The sequence below is a fragment of the Paenibacillus sp. FSL K6-1566 genome (assembly GCF_038050475.1).
Taxonomy (GTDB): Bacteria; Bacillota; Bacilli; order Paenibacillales; family Paenibacillaceae; genus Paenibacillus_AQ; species Paenibacillus_AQ lactis.
Genome location: NZ_JBBOSR010000001.1, coordinates 3,894,624 through 3,917,604, shown reverse-complemented (window position 1 = coordinate 3,917,604; position 22,981 = coordinate 3,894,624). Strand labels below are relative to the sequence as shown.

Sequence of the window (22,981 nt, the reverse complement as noted above, 5' to 3'; positions counted from 1 at the left end):
CTGATAGGGGCTGTCCCGAAGTAGAAATGGATTGGATTTCTACTGTGGACAGTCCCTTTTTCATGCGTTCATACACCGGCACCTTCAACTTGGCTGAGGATTAAGCAAATAGGTTTAACGAAAAAGAAAAATTTAAATTGACAGCATTTAATATATACAAGTAAAATACATGTATATTTAGCGATGGCTATATCAAGCTTGATCAAGACAGCATGAAGCCTGATCAACGAGACCGATCAATAAAGCGATGAACATGGTGAAGAATCAAGAGAGGGGCGTTATTGATTTGTACCGGGTAGAGATGATTAGAGTTCCGCTCCTCGAGACCGGCGAGACCCATACGCTGGCGTTCAGGTTCATCGATCCTTCCGGCAGCGTCATGCAAGGCTGCACCCCGGCGGGCATCGTTACCTGTGAGCCGTCACAGGTTCTTCAGGCGGACGGGTTGACGCTGAGCGCGATGGAGCCAGGCGATGCAGAGGTTAAGGTGGACTTTGGTGATAAACGATTCCCTGCCGTCTGCTGGCGTGTTACGGTTATACCGCCTTCCGAGCCCATACATAGAATAACAATCCGGAGCCCGCGAATTTTATTCCTTCCGGAAGAGGCTGAAGCATTCCGTCGGCAGATTAGAGGTAAGGAGGAAACAGCAGGGGATGGTGCTAAGCCCGATTCGGCGTCAGCCATCCAATACCCGAAGCTGTGGCACAGCTACTTAGAGCGGGCAGCCGGTTATTTGAACGAGACGGGTTTTACGGTCCATTATCCTTCGATCTCCCAAGAGTGGCATGTATCGCTGCCGCTGGAGGAACCGGAGCCGACAGCAGATCCGGAGGGCTACACCGACTTTCCTTACTGGACGATGTACGCTCGGGCAATCGAGGAACGGCTTGTCGTGTTATCAACCGTTTATATCATCACGGGCATGATCGAATATGCCGAGAAGGCAAGACGTTATTTGCTAGCATTGGCTTCTTACGGAAAATGGTATGAGTTCGATCATCGGGGCGCCGAGGGCAATCTCAGCAATGCTCACTTTCTGATCGGCGTATCCGCTGCTTATGACGCCATCCGCGGCATGCTTACGGAAGAGGAAAGGCTCCATATAAGGGGATCCATCCTAAGTAAAGGATTGCAGCCGTTAGCCATGGATATCGGAAACCGGGATCGGCATAACATCGTGGCCGCCAAGCATGTTGCCATGATGTTCGGAGCGGCAGCGATCGCGGATGAAGTTCCGTATGCAGCCAAATATTTGCAGGCTTCACTTGATTATTTGACGGGTTACTTGGATTTCAAGCTGAATTCGGGGGAAACGGAAGGCTTTTTATATGATCAAGTAGCTGCAAGGCACGTATGGATGGCGGCAGACCTGTATCGTAGAATGACGGGGAATGCCGATCTGGTCAATCACCCTTATTTTGCGGAAGAGCTGCCGGAGCGTTTGCTGCATTTTTTATCCCCAGTTGTGAATACGTTTCCAAACTTCTCGGATTCGTTCTACAAGCTGGATATCGCATATGTCATGGCTATGACGGCCTCGCATCATGCCCATCCTGCAGCGGGCTGGTATATGCGAAGGTATGAGGCGGAGCATCCGGCTGCACTTTTATATCTTAAAGAGGAAACGCTTTCAATCAATCCGGAAGCTTATTACCAAGGAGCCGTCTCCGCCGTGTTCCAGCCGGTCGGCTGGGCTGCGCTGCGATCGGGTTGGGGGAGAGGCGATCACCTCTTATGCTTTACCTCAAGCCCGTCGGCCAAGGATCACAATCATAGGGATCAGAACCAGATCATGCTGAATGTCGGCGGCGAATGGCTTCTGACGGGCCCGGGCTATCAGGACTATGTGCCGGGCCCGAGAGCGGATTATACAACAGGCACGATCGGGCATAATTCGCTGCTTGTCAATGGACAGGGGCAGCAATCGCTCGGCGGCGGGTACATTTGCGACAGCTCGCTGTTCCCTTGCTTCGAAGTCGTAAGCGGGGACGCTTCGGCAAGTTATGGGGAAAGCCTAAGATCGTATCGCCGGACGCTGTATCATATCGACGCGTCTTATTATGTCATCGTCGACGATGCTGAGCTGAACCGGGAAGGGGATGAGGCGGAGCTGTTATTCCACACAACTTCATCCATTTACGGGCCTGATCATGCCCTGATCAGTCCGGGAGAATCAGTAGAGAAGTCCAGCCTGATGATTCGTGGGGATGAAGCTTCGGTTCGGCTGCTGTTTCTGGCTCCGGATCATCATCAGGTTTCCGTCCGGGACTATCCGGGGGCGGAAAGCTACGGACCTTTTATCAGCGTTAAAGCATCATCAGGGAGCCGCATTCGTTTCGTTACGTTGCTGATCCCGCAGTCCGGCGATGCAAGGAACATCACCGTAGACCATGTGACAACAAGCGGTATTAGCGGAATCGGCTTTACCGTACTCGAAGAAGGGGAGCGAAGGGATTACATGATGTTTTGCGATACAACAGAAACGATGGATTACGAAGGCTATTCATTCAGTGGTTCTGCCGTACGATTGAGTTCGAGCATGGTGGGGCAGGATCCTCTAGATTCCGGCAATTCCGGCAGACTTGATCTGTCCTGTGCGACACGCTTTGCAGGCCCGGGAATCCGCTACCGTTCCGAAGAACCTTTAAGCCTATATTTGGATACCGGAAGTTTGAGAGGGGCTGTTTATAACGGGAATTCGCGAGATGCGTCCTGCGAATTGTGCCTGGATTCGTCCGGTATCCGGCTAGAGCTGATCGTTCCTCCCGGTAAGCATGATCTGGATTTGAAACAGGGATGGATCATTCCCGCCGAGGAAAGGGGTGAAACCAATGGAAACGCTCGTACACAGCACGGAACCAGGAAAAAAACCGACCGCGACTAAGGCAAGCCGAGGCAAGCGGATTCGTGCGCGAATGTGGAAGGACCGCTATCTCTACCTGCTTCTGCTCCCGGGATTGTTGTATTTTATCGTCTATCGGTATGTTCCGATGCTGGGCATCACCATTGCATTTAAAGATTACAGCCCCTTCATGGGCATCGTCGACAGTCCTTGGACCGGCCTCGATAACTTCCGCCGCATATTCGAAAGCTCGGAAGTCGTTCAGGTGATCTGGAATACGCTGATCATTTCATTTCTGCAAATTATATTCGCTTTCCCTGCGCCGATCATCCTGGCAATCATGCTGAACGAGGTGGCGAACCCGCTGTTGAAACGGGTGATGCAGTCGGTGGTATACATGCCTCATTTCCTCTCGTGGGTCGTTGTGGTTGGGATCGTGACGATCTTTTTCCGAAATGAGGGCCTGGTTAACGACCTGCTGCGGGAAGCATTCGGTGCCCAGCAGACGATCGGCTTTCTGACCGAGCCGCAGTATTTCCGTCCGTTTCTGATTTTAGAGGTGATCTGGAAGGAAGCGGGATGGGGAACCATCATCTTTCTGGCCGCACTGAGCGGCGTCAATCCGGCGCTGTATGAAGCTGCCGTAATGGACGGCGCAAGCCGGTTCCGCCAAATCTGGCATATTACGCTGCCGGCGATCCGAAGCACGATCATCATCATGCTGATTATCCGGCTCGGGGACGTCCTAGAAGTAGGGTTCGAGCAGGTCTTCCTCCAGCTGAACGCATTCAATATGCATATCGGAAATACGCTGGATACCTATGTGTACTTTAAGGGGATTCAACAATCCGACTACAGCTTCTCAACCGCCGTCGGCGTGTTTAAAGGGCTGGTCGGGCTGATCCTGGTCATGGGCGCGAACAAATTATCCAAGCGCTTTGGCGAGCAGGGCGTCTATTGATCCGTTGTGAAAGCCCACAGAAAGGAGAAACATCCTTGAATCAAAAATCCATCGCCGAACGCTTGTTCAACTCGGTGAATATCGGTTTGCTGCTTCTGATCTCAGCGCTTATGCTGTTTCCGTTCTTATATTTATTCTCGGTTTCCTTCTCATCCTATGAGGATTTCCTAGGAAGCCGGCTGCTGTTATGGCCGTCGAACTGGACGACCGATGCGTATGAGTACATCTGGAGTTCCCGCACGTTTCGTCAGGCGCTATGGACCACCTCGCTTGTAACCGTGTTTGGCACGCTGGTTAATTTGTTCTTTACCAGCACGATGGCCTATGCCTTGTCAAGACCGATCATCGGCCAGCGGAGCGTCATGTTTATGGTGGTGTTCTCGCTCTTGTTCTCGGCTGGGATGATCCCTACTTATTTGGTTGTGCAGGCAACGGGACTGCTGGATTCGATCTGGTCCTTAATTCTGCCTGTCGCGATCGCTCCGTTCAATCTGATCGTCATCCGGCAATTTTTCCTTAACATACCGGGCGAAATGATTGAGGCCGGGATTGTAGACGGTGCCAATGATCTGCAGATTTTCTATAAAATCATCCTTCCGCTGTCCAAGCCGGCGCTGGCCGCCTTCAGCTTGTTCTACGCGGTGACCCATTGGAACAACTACTTTGCTCCGATTCTGTACATCAATGATTCCTCAAAGTGGACCATTCAGGTCGTGCTTCGGCAGATCGTGGTGGTGGGAGAGACGACCGGCACGCTTGGGGGTGACAACATGTTTGCCGCCCAGCCTCCGCCTCCGGAGACGATCCAGATGGCGGCGATTCTGATGGCTACGCTGCCGATTCTGATCGTGTATCCATTCCTGCAGAAGCATTTTGCCAAGGGTGTCATGCTTGGTGCTGTTAAAGGGTGAGAACTCAGGGCTGCTGCAAGAAGCTGGGCTGTCGCTGAGATCATCATAACTGGGGCGCTAGCTCCAAAATCATAACCAAAATGGGGGAACGTAAATGTCGAAAAAGCGCATGATTACCATGATGATGGCTGCACTTCTCTCGGTCAGCCTGGCCGCCTGCGGTCAGAGCAGTCCGGGCCCGAAGAGTGCAGAACAGCCGCAGGAAGGAGGAAAGGCACCAACCGAGGGCGAAGCGAAACAGATCTATACCGTTACGGCAATCGATTACCGCTATGGGGATCCGCCGCCGTCATCCAGCCCGGGGCTGACGATGATCAACGAAAGATTCAATGTCAAGTATGAGCCGACGTTTGTGCCGAATACCGCGTTTGACGAGAAGATCAACGCCACCTTCGCCTCAGGCAAAATACCGGATATGATCGGATTGATGACGGCGGATGTGAAGAACCGCTACAACAAATTTGCCAAGCAGGGCGCATTTCTTGACATCGAACCGTATATCCAGGAATATCCGACGCTGAAGCTGGTTCCGGATTTTATATGGGATGCGGTGAGGGTCGACGGGAAAATCTACGCGATCCCGCAATATGCCCCGAAATACCAGGTCGTTACGGTCATCCGCAAGGATTGGCTCGATAAGCTGGGCCTTGAGGTTCCAACCAACTACGAGCAATTGAAGGAGGTCGCGATCGCATTCACGAATAACGATCCGGACGGCAACGGCAAGAAGGATACGTACGGTTTGGCCATCGGTCAGGATATTAACCCGAACTTCAACCAAGGACCGTATTGGGACCCGGACGCCTGGTATCATCAGGATGAAGCGGGCAATTATATTCCGGGAATGATCGGCAACGGCCGGAAGGAATTTATCACGATGCTGTCCGAGCTGTATAAAGCGGGTGCGATGACCAAAGATTACGCCATTCTGAACTGGGCGGATACGAATAAAGAGTTCTATTCCGGCAAGGCGGGCATCTTCATCGGAACGCCGCGCGGCATGTCCCAGGAGTATATGGACGGACTGCTGGCCATCCATCCGGACGCACAGTTTGTAAGCCTTGGACCGTTCAAAGATGCATACGGTAATCAAGGACTTACCTCGGGTGCAGGATTTAACGGCATTACTCTGCTAAGCGCCAAGCTGGCGTCCGAGCCGGAGAAGCAGAAGCGGATTCTTGCGATGATTGATTTCGGCCGCACCTTCTACCCAGAAGACAGCCGGAACGAGAGCAATGCAGACTTCGACTGGTGGTCCGGAAAAATCGGCGTCGGCTACGAGATGAAAGACGGCGTGCCGGTAAACAAGGAAAACTTCGCATCCGACGGACTCGCGCCATCCACTTATTTTGTGGACAATACGGCATGGGCGCCGCAGGACTTCGACAACGACTACTCGATCACCTATCAGACGAAGCAATTGTCCGATCTGGTTGAGTCCATCGAAGCGATGTATAAGGAAATCAAGCTGTATGCGAACCCGATCACCGGCCTGGAATCCGCTACGGACAATGCCAAAGGCGCGGAACTTAAAAAATACGTCATGGATGAGCAGGTGAAGATGATTGCGGGCACGCGTCCGGTATCCGAATGGGATCAGCTTGTTCAGGAATATCTGAGCAAAGGCGGAGCCGATATCATCGCCGAGTATAATGCAGGAATTACGGAGAAAGACCCGAAGGCGCTTTTTAAATAAAGCCCAGGAGAAACGTTAAGAGTTTGTCCCTGCAGAATACGTCTGTCCTCACGCGAAGAAGGCTGGCGAGAGCAGACGTATTCAATCGCCAGGGCGGCTGAGAAGGGAGTAGGCAGCATTGAGCATGCAGGCAGTAAAAATCGGGCTGTGGTGTAACCGTAATGCAGCAAAATATCATTGGAAGCATGGTCAAAATATATTTCAGCTCTATATCGAAGAAATTCTGTCACATGCCGGCATACCGTATCGGTTATTCCATCAAGCCGAGCAATTGAGCGCATACCGCCCTGATATTATCGTGAACGTGCTTGCTGGCGAGCAAGAAGAGGATTTGGACCGTCTGCTGAAGTGGGCGGAAGAGGGAGCCGTCGTGATCGCCTACGGGGGCTTGAACCGTTTGGCTTCGAGGATGGGGTGCGTCGAAGTCAGCTGCCGCGAAGCGGTGTATGCGGAGGTCGAAGGGATGGAAGCGGTCCTTCAAGGAAAGCTCCTGCGGGCACTATGCAGCCAGCCTTGGAAGCCGTTAGCCGGGCATGAGCAGACTGCATCGCCTCTTGCAGAAGCTCAAGGAAAACTCCGCTTGGGGAAAGCCGGGAGCGAGCTGGGTGCAGCCTGTTTGGCCTTTCGGGTCGGTACCGGCAAGCTCATTCGCTGGAATGTGGATATCCCGAGCACGATCGTTTATCTTCAGCAAGGAAGAGGGCCTGTGTATCAAGACGGCATTCCTGCCGAGGATGGAACCGGGGGCATAGACGAGGGAATCTTGAAGGCGGATGACGGCATGGAAGTCGACTGGAAGGAGGATCGGGTCAAGACCGATTCGAATATTCCTTACTTTCCGATTCCTTATGGAGACCTATGGCGCGAGGTGATCGTTCACGAGCTGATGAGGGAAGCAGCGGGTCTCGGGCTCACCCTGCCGTTTCTAGATTATTGGCCGCGCGGGATCGAGCAGGTTGCGATGATCTCCCATGACAGCGACTTCAATTCCGAAGAGGCTGCAAGAACGACGCTGGAGCTTTTGAGGGAATGCGGCGTCCGTTCCACTTGGTGCATGATCGAACCCGGATATTCCAGGGAAATGTACGACATGATCGCCGTTGCTGGGCATGAGCTGGCATTTCACTTCAATGCCCTTGAAGCGGAGGGCGGCATATGGTCCCAGGAGGAATTCTCCCGTCAGCTTCAGCATTTGCGACAGGCAAGCGGAGCGGATATCGTATCGAATAAGAACCATTACACCCGCTTTGAGGGCTGGGGAGAATTGTTCCGTTGGTGCGAGGCCGAGGGGATTCAGGCCGATCAAACCCGGGGTCCTAGCAAAAAAGGAAATGTCGGCTTTCCGTTCGGCACGGCGCAGCCGTACTATCCGATCGCATGGGCGGATGAACGCAACCGGCTGTATGATGTGCTGCAAATCGGATTTTTGACGCAGGACTTGGAGCATCCAATGCTTCCGGACATGTCGGTTATTGAGCCGTTCCTTCAAGCTGTCAAGGGCGTGCGCGGCGTTGCGCACTTTCTGTTTCACCAGCAGCATATTCATCGCATCGAGGGTGTGCGGGAAGCCTTTCGGGCGGTTGTCGGTCAAGCGAAGAGCCTGGGATACACGTTCTGGACCTGTGCCGAAATAACAAGCTGGGAGCAAGCCAGACGGAACGCGAGATTTTCCGTGGATGCAAGCGGAGCCTTGGAGGCCGGCAATCTGCCGGAAGGAGCGGTCATCCGATATTACCGACATTCATATGCGGATGTAGAAGAAGATTCGAAGCGCGATCGCTATGGGCTCCCTTGCCCGGAATGGAGCGGAATGATCAAGGGCGCTGCCGAGCGGACGCGGTAAAAGGAGGGATGGACAGCATGGAACCACTGGCGCTGGACGGGGGGCCGAAAACCAAATCTACGCCGTTTGCCTCGGGCAAGCGGTTCGGTGCGGAGGAAGCAGAGCAGCTGCTTGAGGCTCTTGAGCAAAATACGTTATTTTATCATTTCGGCCAAAAGGTCAAACAGTTTCTGGCGGATTTCAATCAATTGTATGGAGTCAAGTACAGCGTTGCGACTTCATCCGGAACGGCGGCACTGCATGTTGCGCTTGGAGCGGCCGGCATCTCGGTAGGCGATGAAGTGATCACAAGCCCGATCACGGATCAAGGCAGCTTGATCGGCATCCTGTATCAGAACGCGATCCCGGTGTTTGCCGATTTGGAGCCGCACACCTACAATCTGGATCCGAAATCGGTGGAGTCGCGGATCACGCCGAGGACGAAGGCGATCCTTGTCGTTCATCTAGCGGGCAATCCGTGCGATATGGACCCGATCATGGAGATTGCCGAGCGATACGGTCTGAAGGTGATTGAAGACTGCGCCCAAGCCTATTTGACAAAATATAAAGGACGGCTAACGGGAACCATCGGCGATTACGGCTGTTTCAGCACCAATGACTTCAAGCATATTTCAACCGGCGATGGAGGCATTGTGGTTGTAAATTCAGGGAATGAAGCGGATTATGAGACCACGCATGCCTTTGCGGACAAGAACTATCGCCGACTCGGCACTCAGCTTGACCGGGGAACGAAGTACATTGCACCGAATTACCGGATGACCGAGCTTCAAGGGGCTGTCGGGATCGCCCAAGTCCGCAAGCTTCCGTGGATTTGCGAAAGGCGGAAGGTGATTGGAGACCGCTTGAATCAAATGCTGGCCACCGCGCCGGGAATACGTATTCCCGAGGTTCGGCCGGATGACGAATGCACGTATTGGTTTTATATGTTTCGACTGGAGCTGAACGAGCTGTCTTGCACGAGAGAGCAATTTTGCAAGGCGCTGGAAGCGGAAGGCATTCCGAACCGGGCAGGCTATATTCCGCAGGTGTGCTATATGCAGCCGCTCTTTCAGAATCGGCAAGCTTATCTGGGGAGCAGCTTCCCGTTTAATCTAACGGAAACTTCCTATGAACAGGGCCTGTGCCCCGTTGCGGAGAGCATTCTGGGGACAGCGGTGCAAATTCCGATCAGCGAGTTTTATTCGGATGAGGATATCCGCGACATCGGGATGGGCGTCTTAAAGGTCGCGAGCGCATACAGCACGCAGAGTAAGGGGCGGGTCAGCCATGTTGAAGAGTAGTGAGCATTCGGATACGAAGCCCTTTGAGTCCCTAGGCTATCCGGTCCGTGCCGACGAAACACGGTCGGCGGCGGTATGCCGAAACGAAAACGGGGAAGAGCGCGTCGTCATTGCCGCAAGAGGTTATTTGCTCATCGTGGATCCGGATAACGGCAGCTGCCGCCAGCTGCCGTTTCCGGATTTGTGCCGGGAGTATCCTTTTGCGGCAATAAGCACGAGGAGCGGCTTGTTTTGTACGGGAGCCGGAATGTGCTTGTATGTGCTTGACCCCTTCAAATCTGAATACATAGCCCGGTTTGAAGCGCCGTCAGGTGAGGAACACGCGGGTTTTGCATTCGCGGAAGATGAGCGCGGGACGGTCTACGCCACGACGTATCCGGGCAGCTATTTGCTGGGCATGGATGCTGCAATGCAAGAATGCCGGGTCATTGCCCGGCTTGATTCCGACCGGACATATGCGATGACGCTGGCTGCCGGAAGCGATGGATGGATCTATGCGGGACTGGGCACATCCTCTCCAGCGGTTGCCGCCGTTCATGCGGACAGCGGCGAAGTGAAGACGATTACGGTGAACGGGAACGCGGCCCCGGGCAGTGCACAGGTACACCGGGGGCAAGACGGAAGGGTGTATGCCCGGATTCCGAATTCTTCACATCCGTCGGCTGCCGCCGCAGAGAATTGGTACATCATCGAGGACGGCCAAGAACGTCCAATTCCTAAAGCTTCGGTATCTCCTTCGCTGTATCGCGGGGAAGGTTACCGAAAGGTGCATCAGGACCTGAGAAATGGCCGGAGCCTGCTGTCCTGGGAGCTGTCTGAGATGCGAATCTCCATTCAGCACGCGGATGGCACGCGATCGGAGATCCCGCTGCATCATGAAGGCAATGCCGCGGAGCTGTCGCCGATCTTCGCCGGGCCGGATGGCAATCTGTACGGCACCTCCAATCATCCGCTGCATTTCTATCGATTTGAACCGGGCCGCCGCCGAATCATGAACTTTGGCCCGGACATGATTCAAAAGGGGGGCGGAGGCAATATTGCCGCTTACGCTTCCCAAGGCTCCAAAATCATCGGAGCCGCTTATGCCGGCGGGCTGATCCATGTAATAGACACGTCCCGCGATTGGGAGGGGGTTAGACAGCCAGCTTCACCAGGAACCGATATGGTTTCGCCAGGCTTGAGAAATCCTAGACTGATCTATGCTGACAACCGAGTTCATCGTCCGCGCTGCGCGGTTTCCTTGAACGATGGCATTCACGTCTTGTACGGCGGGTTTCCTGGTTATGGAGCGGTCGGCGGGGGTCTGGGCATCGTGAACGTGGAGGAAGAAAGCGTCACGATGCTGGGGCATGAGCAAGTGATCCCCGAGCAGAGCACGGTGTCGCTAACGGTACTCCCTCGAGGGGGCGTCATCGGGGGGACCAGCATCGAGACACCGGGCGGGGGGCAGACCTCGGCCAAGGAAGCGGTCCTGTATGCCTGGGACTGGGCGTCCCGTTCCGTTACCGGAACCTGGGTGCCGATAGCCGGCGCCCGAGAAATTTCGGGATTGTGCTCCGGTCAGGGAGGAGATGTGTACGGGATCACCTCGGACAGTATCTTGTTCCGTTTCGATGTTAAGCAAGGTAAGGTTGTAAGCCTGTATGATCTATCCCCGTGGGGGTCCGTCGTCCGAAACGGCATGATGGAGTCTTCCCGCAACGGCATGCCGATTGTTATAGGACTGCTTAGCCGCACCCTATTCATGATTACGGCCGGATCCGACGAGCCTGTTCGGATTGCGGCTTTGCCCGAGCCGGCAACCTGTGGGCTTGCCCATATCAGAAACGATATTTATTACGGCGCAGGAGCCGAGCTGTGGCGATTCCATTGGAAGGAGGAGGTGTAAGCCCCCATGAATGAGATACAGCGATTATCAAATAAAGGGCTTCATGAGGTAAGCCAGGTCGCTCCACTGCTGGACGGCGCAGCGACGAGATCGGATTGGGAGGTTAAGCGGAAGCAAATTCAGTCCGTCTGGATGCGCACGCTCGGCGATGCGCCGCTTGAGAATATGTATGATAGCGAAGTGTTAGGTGAGGGCGCATATACGGTACTAAGCGAGAAGGAAGAAGAGGATCATTATTGTCAGTATATCCGGTATGAAACCAAGGACCGGGATCTGGTGCATGCGTACCTTCTGCTACCCCGCAGCGTGACCGCTTCCGCCCCGCGGCCGGCTGTGCTGGCGCTGCATCCGACGACCGAAGTCGGGAAGTCGGATGTTGCCCTTGCGTCGGGAAGGGACAATCGCAGGTACGGATTGGAGCTTGCGTCTCGAGGCTATATCGTGCTAGCTCCCGATTCCATAACATTCGGCGAGAGAATCTACGAGGGCGAAGGACCTTTTCAAACGGCTCCGTTCTATAAACGGTTTCCATCGTGGTCGGTTGTCGGCAAAATGCTGGCCGATCATATCCGGGGCGTGGATGTGCTCGCATCCATGAAGCTTGTTCGTCCCGACCGGATCGGTGTTATTGGCCATTCCCTCGGCGGATATAACGGCTGGTTTCTGGCAGGCATGGATTCGCGGATCCGGGCGGTTGCCTCCAGCTGCGGCTTCTCCATGTTTCAAGGAGATCCGGAACCGAACCGATGGGGGCAGCGGGATTGGTTCTCGCATTTTGCCGGCCTCACCGAGGTGATGAAGCAAGGGGACCCGCCGTTTGAATGGCATGAGATCGCAGCACTGGCTGCTCCTGTGCCGATGTTTATGTGGTGCGGCATGAGAGATGCCATTTTCCCGCATTGGCTGGACAACACGCTCGGGCTTGCCGAGCTCATGAAGCTATACCGCGGTTTGGGCCGCGAGGCTGATTTCGAATGCTGGCTGGGGACGGAAGGACATGATTTCCCGCCGGATCTACGTGAAAGAGCATACCGTTTTCTTGACGCTCATTTGCTGATTTAAGGAGCTGCAAGTCTGAAATGACAATGATTGGAATCCTTATGTCATGCATGTTATACTGATATTCATAGACATGTATAGGAGCGGTATATATTGTTACGTAGAAGAAATGAATTTCATGAACGCTATGAGCGTTTCTTGCAGGATCTCAGGAATGAGATCGTAAGCGGGACACTTGCGCCGGGAGAGTTTATTTTACCGGAGAACACATTGAGCCAGAAATACGAAATGAGCAGGGTCTCCATCCGTAAGGCGCTTGATGAGCTTGTCCATGAGGGGCTAATCGAGAAGATTGCCGGCAAGGGCAATCGCGTCAAGCTTCCGGACGAGGACCGAACGCCGGTCGTTATTAAGCTGGCCTGGTTCTCCACTTCCTATGAGATTGAAATCGTGAAACGAATCATTGCATCCTTCGAGAAGAAATACCCGTTCGTTAAGGTGGAGCTGATGCTGTATTCGGAGGAGAACTATACCCGCACGCTTATTCATTCGATGGATGAGGAGCAGGGACCGGACGTATTCGTCATGTCCGAAATGCACTCCAGAGAATGGGTAGAGAGCCGCCGTACCGACCTTCTGACCGGCTATATTCCCCCTCATCTGCTTGAGGAAGGAGTCAGCTATCCGGAAGTTTTCCCGCTGTTCCAGCAAGGGGAGCAGATGCTGGCGGCGCCATTCATCTTCTCGCCTGTCGTCATCTGCTTTAACCGGTCGATTTTCGAGAAATACGGGATCAAGGAATACCAGCCGCTCGAGAGCTGGGACGACCTGCTCCGCGTGGCGAAGCTGTGCACGAAGGCACCGGATGAGGACGGGATGGTGGAGCATTACGGCTTCTGCTTCTCCGCCTCGTCCAACCGCTGGCCCGTCTTCCTGCTCCAGAATAATGGACAAATCATGAAGAGCGACCGCAGCCGCAGCACGATGGCGAATGAGAATAACATTCAAGCATTGGAGTATTGCCTGTCCCTGATGTATAAGGAGCATGTTTCGCCGATCTACGCGCATGGCAGCAGTCATTTGGCGGAGGGACTCTTCATGAAGGAACGGGTGGCCATGATCATGTCGACGTATTACTTCATGAACGAGTTCCGCGATCATTCCATCGCTTGGGACGTGATGGAGCTTCCGCGAGGCAAGCAACCGGCTACGCTTCTGCTCGGCGGGGGGCTTGCGATCAATGCGCGCAGCAGCCATCGGCAGGTAGCCGAGAAGCTGGTCGATTATATGACAGGCGATGAGGGGCAGCGGCTGATCAAGCAATACGGATGCACGATTCCGGTCCTTCGGTCTGCTGCGGAGGACGATGCACTGCTTGACCCGGCCATTCATCCCGAGCATTACAACTGCTACCTGGATGTGCTGCCACATGCCTATCCGCTGCATACGCTCAATTTGACGCAGTCCGAAATCGAATTGCTATTTGATGAGCTGAATCTGCTGTGGGCGGGAATGGAGACACCTGCGGATACCTGCAGCCGAATGGAGTCCCTGTTTAATGAGCGGCTTGAGGCCTCCACCGTTAAACCATAAATACCTAAACGGGCATACTATGAATTCGCTGTGAATGTTTCATTATAGATCGCGCGGGTATATATATCCTAAGTGGGGAGTGGAATTGATCATCACCAGACGGATAACATGACGTATTGTCAGCTAACCGAAAGGATGTTGATACCCATGGACAACAGAGTAGGGAATGAGGAAGGCCACGCCTGAATCGTTCCCAAGGAACACCTTGAGTAGCAATTTTAATATTGCGTGAGATGGAAAACCGCTTCCCGCTTTACAAAGCTCTGCGAGAGACCTCGCGGAGTTTTTGTATTTTTCTGGGATAAGGGGCATGGGACCGGCAAACTGTTCACACAATTGAGGGAATACGCGAGGTCCGTCCGGTATTTCCTATGATATACTAGTGAATTGGATACAATGGGAAAGTGGAAGCAAAGCGAGACAGGGGTAACGATTTCAACTTTACATATTTCGAGGTGTATTTCAGTGACAACTACCGTAGTTATAGGCGGAGGTATTACCGGTCTGTCCACATTATATTATTTGAAGAAAAAGCTGCAGCATGCCGGCCGTGACATGAAGCTGGTGCTGGTCGAGGCCGGCGATACGCTGGGGGGCAAAATCCGTACGGTCCATGACGGTGAATTTATTATGGAGACCGGCGCGGATTCCATCGTAGCCCGCAAAACCAACGTAGCTCCGCTCCTCGAAGAGCTCGGCTTGACGGATCGAGTGGTATACAATGCCACGGGAACGTCGTTTATTTATACGAATAAGGGATTGAAGAAGATCCCGGATGAAAGTGTGTTCGGTATACCGCTTAGCCTGAAGTCCTTGGCCGAGAGCGAGCTTGTGTCCGCCGAGGGAAAGGTAGAGGCTCTTAAGGACTATTATATGCCGAACGAGACCTTCAGCAAGGACGATTCGCTCGGACAGTTTTTGGAGGCGTTTCTTGGCAAGGAGCTTGTTCGTAACCAGATTGCTCCCGTGATATCGGGTGTGTACTCCGGGGAGCTGCATGACTTGACGATCGCTTCAACCTTCCCGTATTTGCTGGAATACAAAAATACCTATGGAAGCATCATGGGAGGACTGGCTGAAAATCGCCACAAATACTTAGGCTCCGGCAAGAAGTTCCTTTCCTTTAAGAATGGAGCTTCCGAAATCATAGATGCACTGGAAACGCATCTTTCCGATGCGCAAATCCTTAAAGGCGTTCAGGCATCGAAGCTGGAGAAGAAAGGGAGCGCCTATACCATTTCTCTGGCGGACGGTCAGAGTCTGGAGGCGGATTACGTTGTACTTGCCACGCTGGGCTCGTCGGCAAAAGAACTGCTGCCGGAGCCGAAGCTGGCTGAAGAATTTGATCAGCTGCTTACCAAGTCGCTGATTAGCGTTTATCTCGGATTTGATATTGAAGACAATGAGCTTCCTTATGACGGGACGGGTTTTATTACGGCTAAGGATACGGATCTGAAATGCGATGCCTGCACGTGGACGAGCCGGAAATGGGAGCATACCTCAAGCCAAAAGCGCCTGCTGATGCGGCTGTTCTACAAGAGCTCCAGTCTCCATTACGACGAACTGATCCGCATGTCCGAGGACGAGTTGAAGCAGGTCGCGTTAGACGATATCAAGCGGAGCTTAGAGATTGATGCGAGCCCGGTTACATGCGAGGTCACCAAATGGCAGGATAATATGCCGAACTATCACTTGAAGCACCGCCATGTGGTTAAGTCGCTGGAGGAAGCAATGGCAAGGCATTACCCTAACGTGCTGCTGGCCGGATGTTCGTACTACGGCGTCGGCATCCCGGATTGCATTGCGAACGGGGAGCGCACGGCTGGTCTAATTATGGAACGGGTGGAGGATTCGTTTCGAGGTTAATCGTTTTAGACCCAAGCATCATGCTCTTACACCCCAGTGAGAAATCGTTCGCTGGGGCTTTTTTTATGTAAGTACAGGTTGAGCTTGGTTAGTAAGAAGGCTTGAGCATCAACTTCAAATTTATCGTCAGACTAATTTTCCCCTCATAGCTAACCTTTTGGCTGCTAGATACGTTTATCACCATAATCAGTGAATTGGCTCGGTCGGACATCACATTAGCAGATCCCGAAAAGCGTGTACATCGAGCGGATAAAATTTATAATATGGTTAAACCAAATTGAAGTCTGGAAAATAGCATCGATACGAACTAGTTTTGCAGCCTTGCACGAAAGGAAGTGCTTCAAGTGACCATCTATATTGCACTGCTGAGGGGTATTAACGTCGGCGGACACCATAAAATCAAAATGGCCGATTTAAAAACGCTGCTCGAGGGTCTCGGTCTGTCCCGTGTCCAGACGTATATACAGAGTGGTAATGTATTGTTTGAATCGCCCAAATCTAAGACCGAGCTGAAGGAATTATTTGAGAATGGAATCCGCGAGGCCTTCGGTTACTCCATTTCGGTCATATTTCGAACAGGGGAGGAAATGGAGGACATCATTCGGAGCTGTCCTTTCTCGGAAGCGATGATACAGGAAGCGGATGAAGTTTCGGCTTTCGTCAGCTTTTATGTAGGAATGCTGCCGGATGCCCCTTCGCAGGAAGAAGTGGACAAGCTCGTTGCAGCTGCGAACGAGGAAGAAACGATCCGTTGTATAGGCAGCAATATTTATTTGCTGCTTAAGAAAAGCGCCAGAGATTCGAAGCTGACCAATCAGCTGCAGAAGCTGAGCGTGCCGGTTACGATGCGCAATTGGAAGACAACGAACAAGCTGGCACAGCTGGCGGCAGAAATGGATGTCCGGAGTTTGAGATGATCGCTTTGCGTGACCAGATGCACTGAATATCTCTTATTTACGCATGTCGCATTGACAAAAAAATTGAATAGACCTGATTCATTCCTGGTAGAGCGGGTACATTTATAACAAGTGGGAAGTGGAAATGTCAATCGACGGACGGAAGAACAGAAATGTCATTCCGAAAGGAAGTTGATTCGCCATGAACACTCGTAAAAGGAGAAGAAGAGCGAGATTTCTTCGTTACTTCTCAGGCAAGGCACCCTAGCAGTTGGAAAGTAGCTGCATAGTAATTAAGGAATATTGACCGCTTCCCACATAAAGATCCTGCACATTTGTCGCAGGATCTTTTTTTGTGTATATACGAGGCGGGAAATGGATGGCCGGTAGTTCACTATTGATACTCTTGAATTTGTTTGAGCACATTCATTAGATCATCAAGATCTCCAATAGTAGCTGAGACATTGAACAGATGATCGTTCATCAATAAATGTGCGGCTTTTCTATGTTCACCATCCACATATACAACGGTATGACCATTGATATCGGTAACCTCTGTCGGTTCTTTATAGAAGCCCTGTATGGTTTCAATGGTATTTCCCTTGATAGGCACCTGATTTACAACAATCTCAGCACCATTTAACGATTGGTATCTTGCGAAGAAATGAAACTCGCCAGGACCAACTTCATGAGCAGTGATAGGAGTAAGTTGTTTCATATCAGGAGTGTCACTGGTCTGTGCAGAACTTATATCTGCAGGAGCAGTGTCTTTAATCGATTCAGGAATACGCACTTCAACACCTTCTGGTAGCTGAGAAAGGTCAACCCTGTTGTCTTGCACGTCCGGATCTGGCGGAACAACTGTTTCTTGGCCGTTTGCCGCGGTAATTTCTTTATTTTGATGTATCGTATCGTCTTCTGTGACCTTAATTTCTTTCGCTACTTCAATCAAGTACTCCAGAGACACATCCTCGTAAACGGAAACTACGATATATACGTGTTCATTCGTTACAAGGTGGACTGTTTTTCTTGGGCTTCCATCCTCAATGACAGCTTGGAAACCATGGATATCAATGACGGACAGTTCGGCTGGATCGTAAATGCTCAAATTTTTAAAATAGTCAATAGATACATTTGGAGAAAGATCTGCTTGAAATAACTGAACTTCCGACCCACTTTCAAGCGCATAGATTACTTGAATTTCATTATTTGTGCCCCAATCCGTTGCATGAGCCAATACCAATTCCTTAATAGGATTGCTCGAGGTGATTCGATTGGTGTGAAACATTGCTCGATCTGCCAAATCTAAAGGGATATGCAGGTCTTCATAAGAGCTATGCTCAATATTCACAGTAATCGGCGTAAGCGGTGCAGGAAGTTCGTTTGCAGTGGAAGTATTTTCTATAACGTTACTCTCCATTTCAGCCGGTATCGTCTCAGATATGCTGCTATCCTGTACCTTGGTTTCAAGCGATTGCTCTACGGCGCTATAAGCATAAATGGAAGTGCTTGCTCCCAGAGCAGCTGCTATTCCTATGGAAAGCAGAATGGATTTTTTCATGGATTCACCCTCCTAGTATTTATTGAACGGGGCTTATTCCAAAAAAATAAGTAGTTTTGGAATTAAGTTATAAATATAAACACCTAAACCAGACCAAAAGTTAGGCAGCGTTGGGAAATTTATGAATTTAGCATGAGACAATTTCGATATAACGCGAAAAATACTTTAACACTCCCTTAACAGTAGTCGGAATAACTATAAATGTAATAATACGAAAGCAAATACGCTACGCACATCAAGTAGACTTTTATACACGGAATCACCGGGAGATATCCGAAGATGTCCTGTTCAAAAGAACTAGTATTTTCGTTGGTTACTGAGACTTTCTGATCATTTATCAAAATTTACATAAAGTTGTTTAAATAGATGCTGAAATATGCAATTATGAATCTGGGAGGTGATGAATTTCAGATATGCCTAAGATTTGGTAAGCGGGCGAACAACCGGTCAAATCCAATCCACGTGATAAGCGAGGGAATCATTGTGTAAGCGCCTTAAAAACTTGGAGATCCCATGGAGACCTGGAGAATTGGGAAACTGAATTGATTGTTCACTACATCATTTTAGGAGGTTTTCCATGTCAAAGATCGTTAGGAATCGTTGGTTGTCATGTCTCTTGATCGTAAGTTTGGTGATGTCAGGATGGTTTGCTTCAGGCTACGGACAAGCTTCGGCCAGACCGGGCCAACCATCAAGCGGGATGCCGGTGCTGTTAATCACGGAGCTCGTGCCGGATTCGACGAATGTAGGAACGGCGGACGGCTACGAGTTTATCGAAGTATACAACAACACGGATCAAGTGATCGATTTCAGTCATTACAAGCTTCGGTACCGCTACTTAGAGAGTGATACCCTTTGGGCCCATGTTCCCGATGAGGTAATGATTGAGCCTGGAGGCACGCTCGTCTTCTGGATCATCAACGGTCAGAACAATCAAGCAACGGTCGACGATTTTAATCGAAATTACGGCACAAATCTGACGGAAAATACCGATATCGTTAAAATATTCTCCGGAGGCATGTCCAACTCCCGTATGAGGGAGCTGGTCGTTGTCACGAACACCGGCCGTCCGGTGGTGTCTGCATTCTATAATGACGGAGAAGTTCAGAATGAAGAGGACCTCGGCATCTTTTATAAATACCCCGAGGACGGCAGCATCAAGATGCAGCGCATCTCCTATCGTGAGCACAAAGCGACGCCAGGCAGTCTGCAGCACTCCATCGTTCCTTCGGAGCCGGTGCATGTTCAAAATTCCAAGCTTCCTTCCGTCGTGAATCGTACGGAGACAAGCGTCGTTTCGCCGGGGGAAGACGTGGACATTGCCGCGGAGCTTAGCAGTGATTACCCGATAACTACATTAGCGCTTTCGTATCGGGTAGACGGGGAAGAGGAAGTCAAGGTCGTGCAGCTTCAAGAAAGCGAACAAGGTTACCGGTATACCATTCCGTTCCTTGAGCTGCTGGGACATCACAAGCTGGAGTATTTCTTTACGGTGTCCGACTCGTATAAAGAACAGAACAGCAGGATGTATAAGGTTGATCTGACAGGCAGCTCTGCAAAAGAGCGACTGAACGTAAAAGATAATGAGTTGCTTGGCGGAACGGCCTATATCCGCGGATCGTCGGATCGGGTGCCGGCACAAGAGCTCGAGCTCTATATCGACGGGAAGCTGGTGCAGGGCGCACCGGCTATGGAGTTCCCCGCATATTTTGTCTTTGAGGGCGACGGTATCGACGATGGCGTCAACACGGTAACGATCGGCAAGGATGTGCTGCACCGGACCGATCCCGATATGGATGGCTACCAGACGATCGTTGTACCGATTGAGCCGGAGCGGCTGTCCAGCGGCCTCCAAACCATCACCCTCAGAGCGGGGGATAATGACAAGACATATTTCGAGGACGATAAGCCGACAGGCAACATGGACGATTTTAACGCCCGCAATGTCCGGCTCCTGCTGAGCGATGGAACGGAGCTTCGTGACCCGAACTACAGCGACCCGGCTCTTGTGCATGATCTGGGTGATGACGGCCGGTTTCTGCCTTATGTCGATTTCACCTTCGATATTCCGGCAGACCGATTAACCGCAGTATCGTATGCTTGGGATACGACACAGGCAGCGGACGGACCCCACAACGTCATGCTGAAAGCCAAAAAGAAAACCGCAACAGCAACAGTGCTGGTGGACAATGCAGGGCCAAGCATTCTTCCGAGTGTTGAAGAAGGCAAGGAGTACAAAGGAAGCTTCACCATCGATGTGACCGCGAGTGACAGTGTATCCGGCATTGATACGCTGCAGGCCAAGCTGGACGGTCAACCGATTGATGTTCCTTATGCTACCTCTTCCGCAGCATTACAACCGGGAGCACATCAGCTGGTCGTTGCTGCAGCCGATAAGGCCGGCAATCGTTCGGAACAGACCGTCACCTTCCATACGCCGCAGGAGCACCCTAACGCGCCTGTTCCCGTGTCTCCTGCAGATGGGGAGACTGTTGACGGATTACAGCCGGAGTTAAAGGTTCAGGTAAGTGACCCGACAGATGATGAGCTCAAAGTATCTTTCCACCAGGCTTACCGTTACGACTCGCTCAGTGAAGGACGGGTTACCGTATCCAAGCATGCCAGCGATGAGGAGCCGCCGAAGGTTCGGCATCCGGAAGGCGAGGAAGCGCTAAGCCAGGAAGAGCTTGAGCGGATTTCGAAATCCAATGACGAGTATGTCACGTTGGATTCGACGTCCAAGTTTCCATACTTAAGATTTAATGTAGAGCTGGAGCATGCGGTTGAACCTGGCGATCAGGTAGAGGTGGTGTGGGAAGGGCATACGGTTGCCGGCCGGAAGGTGACGATGTATGCCTGGAACCATGCTGCCGGCAAGTGGACGGAAATTACGAAGCATATCGCGGCTTCGGAGGATGACTTTACCCTTCGCGGGGAACTGGCGGCCTCGGAATACATTAGGGATAATAAGGCGGACATTATCGTTCAGGACGAAATCCCATCCCGCGGCGATTATGACTATACCTTCGTCTGGGTGTCCGACACGCAATTCCTGACCGAGCTGTATCCGCATATTCAGCAGCAGCAGTTCGATTGGATCGTAAATAATATCGATGAGATGAATATGAAATATTTGTTCCACACCGGCGATATCGTGAATGATCCGGCTGCCCAGTATCAATGGGAGCGTGCCGACGGATACATGAGCATGCTGGAACAGGCGGATCTGCCGCACGGCGTCCTGGCTGGTAATCATGATGTCGGCAGCTATGATTGGGATTATACGACATACAGCCGATATTTCGGAGAGAACCGCTATAAGGATCAGCCATACTATGGCGGCTCCTATAAGGACAACCGCGGTCATTATGATCTTATCTCCGTTGAAGGCAACGACTTCATCATGATGTATATGGGCTGGGGCATCGAAGATGAGGATATTGCATGGATGAATGAGGTGCTGGCCGAGTATCCGGATCGCATCGCATTCCTCAACTTCCACGATTACCTGCTGTCGAACGGTACACGCTCGGCCGTAGGCAACAAGCTGTATGAAGAAGTCGTTGTACCAAACCCGAATGTCGTTGCCGTCTTGAGCGGACACTACACGGGCGCGAATATGCTCAAAAGCGAATTGGACGATAATGGCGACGGCACGCCGGATCGTACAGTCTATCAAATGCTTGCGGATTATCAAGGACACGCCGAGGGCGGAATGGGTTACTTGCGATTGCTGCACTTTGATACCGAAGGCGATCGAATCATCGTGAACACGTATTCGCCATACCTGGATAAGTATAACTACTATACGAAGCCGGGCATTGACGAATTCACGATTGATCTGGATCTTGAGCCGAAACTGAAGCGTGTAGCTACGGACTCCATTCAAGTGAATCATTTGAAGGGGACTGCGATCGGCACGCCTCAAAAGGCTGCAAGCGGTGCGGAAGTCGCACAGAGCTGGGAAGGGCTTGAAGCGAATGGAACGTACTCTTGGTATGTCGTGGCCGAAGACGAGTTTGGCGGCAGAGCCGTTTCCGACGTCTGGACGTTTACAACTACCGGTGAGTCGTCCAAGCTTGCCGCTCCATCCAAGCTTAAAGCGCAGAAGGTGACCACTTCCTCGGTTCAGCTTGAATGGGAGCCGGTAAAAGGCGCGGAAGATGAGACCATCCGATATCATGTATACATGGACGGCGAACGAAAGGCTACTGTTACCGACAGCGTATATGAGATAACCGGACTTGCTCCGGAAACGGCGTATAAGTTTACCGTCACGGCAGTGAATGCCGAGGATATCGAATCACAGCCGAGTGAGCCGTTAACCGTTAAGACAGCAGCTGAAGCAGGTGCCGAGGCTGAAAAGGGAGCTGAAGCGGGGGCAGGAGCCGAGGCTGAAGAGGGAACGGAAGCGGAAGCGGAAACCGGGCTTGAGGAGGGAACCGAAACTCACTTGGAAGAGGGAGCAGTTGTTGGAGAAGGAAGTTCGTCTATTTAATAAAAAGATGTCTTCCCCGGCAGGTGCAACCGATTCTAGGGATCGTACAGCACTAAATGCGATTCATGCGCTGTTCGGCACAGCATAGCGCCGGAACCCCCAATACCCGATAATCCGGGTGCGGATTGTAAAACGTGGCATAAA

Annotated in this window: 13 protein-coding genes; 12 read left to right on the top strand and 1 reads right to left on the bottom strand. The window is 51.9% G+C overall.

Going from position 1 to position 22,981, the window contains the following annotated elements:
* The first annotated feature begins 253 nt into the window (after positions 1-253).
* From NST08_RS17150 to NST08_RS17100, 11 genes are all read left to right on the top strand, one after another.
* A complete protein-coding gene (locus NST08_RS17150; protein WP_341342049.1) occupies positions 254-2,887 on the top strand; it encodes a heparinase II/III domain-containing protein in 2,634 nt (877 codons plus the stop codon).
* The gene (locus tag NST08_RS17145; RefSeq protein ID WP_445933634.1) at positions 2,835-3,806 is read left to right on the top strand and encodes an ABC transporter permease; all 972 of its coding nucleotides are present in this window, start codon (positions 2,835-2,837) and stop codon (positions 3,804-3,806) included. The genes NST08_RS17150 and NST08_RS17145 overlap by 53 nt, the downstream gene beginning before the upstream one ends.
* 35 nt (positions 3,807-3,841) lie before the next feature.
* Positions 3,842-4,717, top strand: a complete 876-nt coding sequence (locus tag NST08_RS17140) for an ABC transporter permease subunit (protein ID WP_028407163.1) — start codon at positions 3,842-3,844, stop codon at positions 4,715-4,717.
* A 94-nt stretch (positions 4,718-4,811) separates the two neighbouring features.
* Positions 4,812-6,413: an extracellular solute-binding protein gene (locus NST08_RS17135; protein WP_341342048.1), complete on the top strand. Its 1,602-nt coding sequence runs from the start codon at positions 4,812-4,814 to the stop codon at positions 6,411-6,413.
* A gap of 124 nt (positions 6,414-6,537) precedes the next feature.
* The gene (locus tag NST08_RS17130; protein ID WP_341342638.1) at positions 6,538-8,256 is read left to right on the top strand and encodes a hypothetical protein; all 1,719 of its coding nucleotides are present in this window, start codon (positions 6,538-6,540) and stop codon (positions 8,254-8,256) included.
* A gap of 17 nt (positions 8,257-8,273) precedes the next feature.
* Positions 8,274-9,536 (top strand): DegT/DnrJ/EryC1/StrS family aminotransferase, encoded by a 1,263-nt coding sequence (locus NST08_RS17125; protein ID WP_341342047.1) that lies wholly within the window; start codon positions 8,274-8,276, stop codon positions 9,534-9,536.
* Complete coding sequence (locus tag NST08_RS17120; RefSeq protein WP_341342046.1) at positions 9,523-11,424, top strand: hypothetical protein; 1,902 nt, start codon at positions 9,523-9,525, stop codon at positions 11,422-11,424. The genes NST08_RS17125 and NST08_RS17120 overlap by 14 nt, the downstream gene beginning before the upstream one ends.
* A 6-nt stretch (positions 11,425-11,430) precedes the next feature.
* The gene (locus NST08_RS17115; RefSeq protein ID WP_341342045.1) at positions 11,431-12,486 is read left to right on the top strand and encodes an alpha/beta hydrolase family protein; all 1,056 of its coding nucleotides are present in this window, start codon (positions 11,431-11,433) and stop codon (positions 12,484-12,486) included.
* Positions 12,487-12,576: 90 nt separating this feature from the next.
* Positions 12,577-14,016, top strand: a complete 1,440-nt coding sequence (locus NST08_RS17110) for an extracellular solute-binding protein (RefSeq protein WP_341342044.1) — start codon at positions 12,577-12,579, stop codon at positions 14,014-14,016.
* 465 nt (positions 14,017-14,481) lie between these two features.
* Positions 14,482-15,882 (top strand): protoporphyrinogen oxidase, encoded by a 1,401-nt coding sequence (locus tag NST08_RS17105; protein ID WP_341342043.1) that lies wholly within the window; start codon positions 14,482-14,484, stop codon positions 15,880-15,882.
* 344 nt (positions 15,883-16,226) lie between these two features.
* The gene (locus NST08_RS17100) at positions 16,227-16,799 is read left to right on the top strand and encodes a DUF1697 domain-containing protein (protein ID WP_341033155.1); all 573 of its coding nucleotides are present in this window, start codon (positions 16,227-16,229) and stop codon (positions 16,797-16,799) included.
* Positions 16,800-17,172: 373 nt separating this feature from the next.
* Here the strand turns inward: NST08_RS17100 and NST08_RS17095 are convergent, their stop codons facing one another.
* Entirely contained in the window at positions 17,173-18,339 is a 1,167-nt protein-coding gene (locus NST08_RS17095; protein WP_144868818.1) for a hypothetical protein, read from the bottom strand.
* Positions 18,340-18,916: 577 nt separating this feature from the next.
* Between NST08_RS17095 and NST08_RS17090 the strand changes: the two genes are divergently transcribed.
* Positions 18,917-22,837, top strand: coding sequence for a fibronectin type III domain-containing protein (locus tag NST08_RS17090; protein ID WP_341342042.1), 3,921 nt, complete (start codon positions 18,917-18,919; stop codon positions 22,835-22,837).
* The last annotated feature ends 144 nt before the right edge of the window (positions 22,838-22,981 follow it).

Bases quoted from the DNA above. Each gene is read 5' to 3' on its own strand.
- NST08_RS17120 (WP_341342046.1), top strand. From the start codon at position 9,523: ATGTTGAAGAGTAGTGAGCATTCGGATACGAAGCCCTTTGAGTCCCTA.
- NST08_RS17090 (WP_341342042.1), top strand. From the start codon at position 18,917: ATGTCAAAGATCGTTAGGAATCGTTGGTTGTCATGTCTCTTGATCGTA.
- NST08_RS17130 (WP_341342638.1), top strand. From the start codon at position 6,538: ATGCAGGCAGTAAAAATCGGGCTGTGGTGTAACCGTAATGCAGCAAAA.
- NST08_RS17145 (WP_445933634.1), top strand. From the start codon at position 2,835: ATGGAAACGCTCGTACACAGCACGGAACCAGGAAAAAAACCGACCGCG.
- NST08_RS17115 (WP_341342045.1), top strand. From the start codon at position 11,431: ATGAATGAGATACAGCGATTATCAAATAAAGGGCTTCATGAGGTAAGC.
- NST08_RS17135 (WP_341342048.1), top strand. From the start codon at position 4,812: ATGTCGAAAAAGCGCATGATTACCATGATGATGGCTGCACTTCTCTCG.
- NST08_RS17095 (WP_144868818.1), bottom strand. From the start codon at position 18,339: ATGAAAAAATCCATTCTGCTTTCCATAGGAATAGCAGCTGCTCTGGGA.
- NST08_RS17150 (WP_341342049.1), top strand. From the start codon at position 254: ATGGTGAAGAATCAAGAGAGGGGCGTTATTGATTTGTACCGGGTAGAG.
- NST08_RS17125 (WP_341342047.1), top strand. From the start codon at position 8,274: ATGGAACCACTGGCGCTGGACGGGGGGCCGAAAACCAAATCTACGCCG.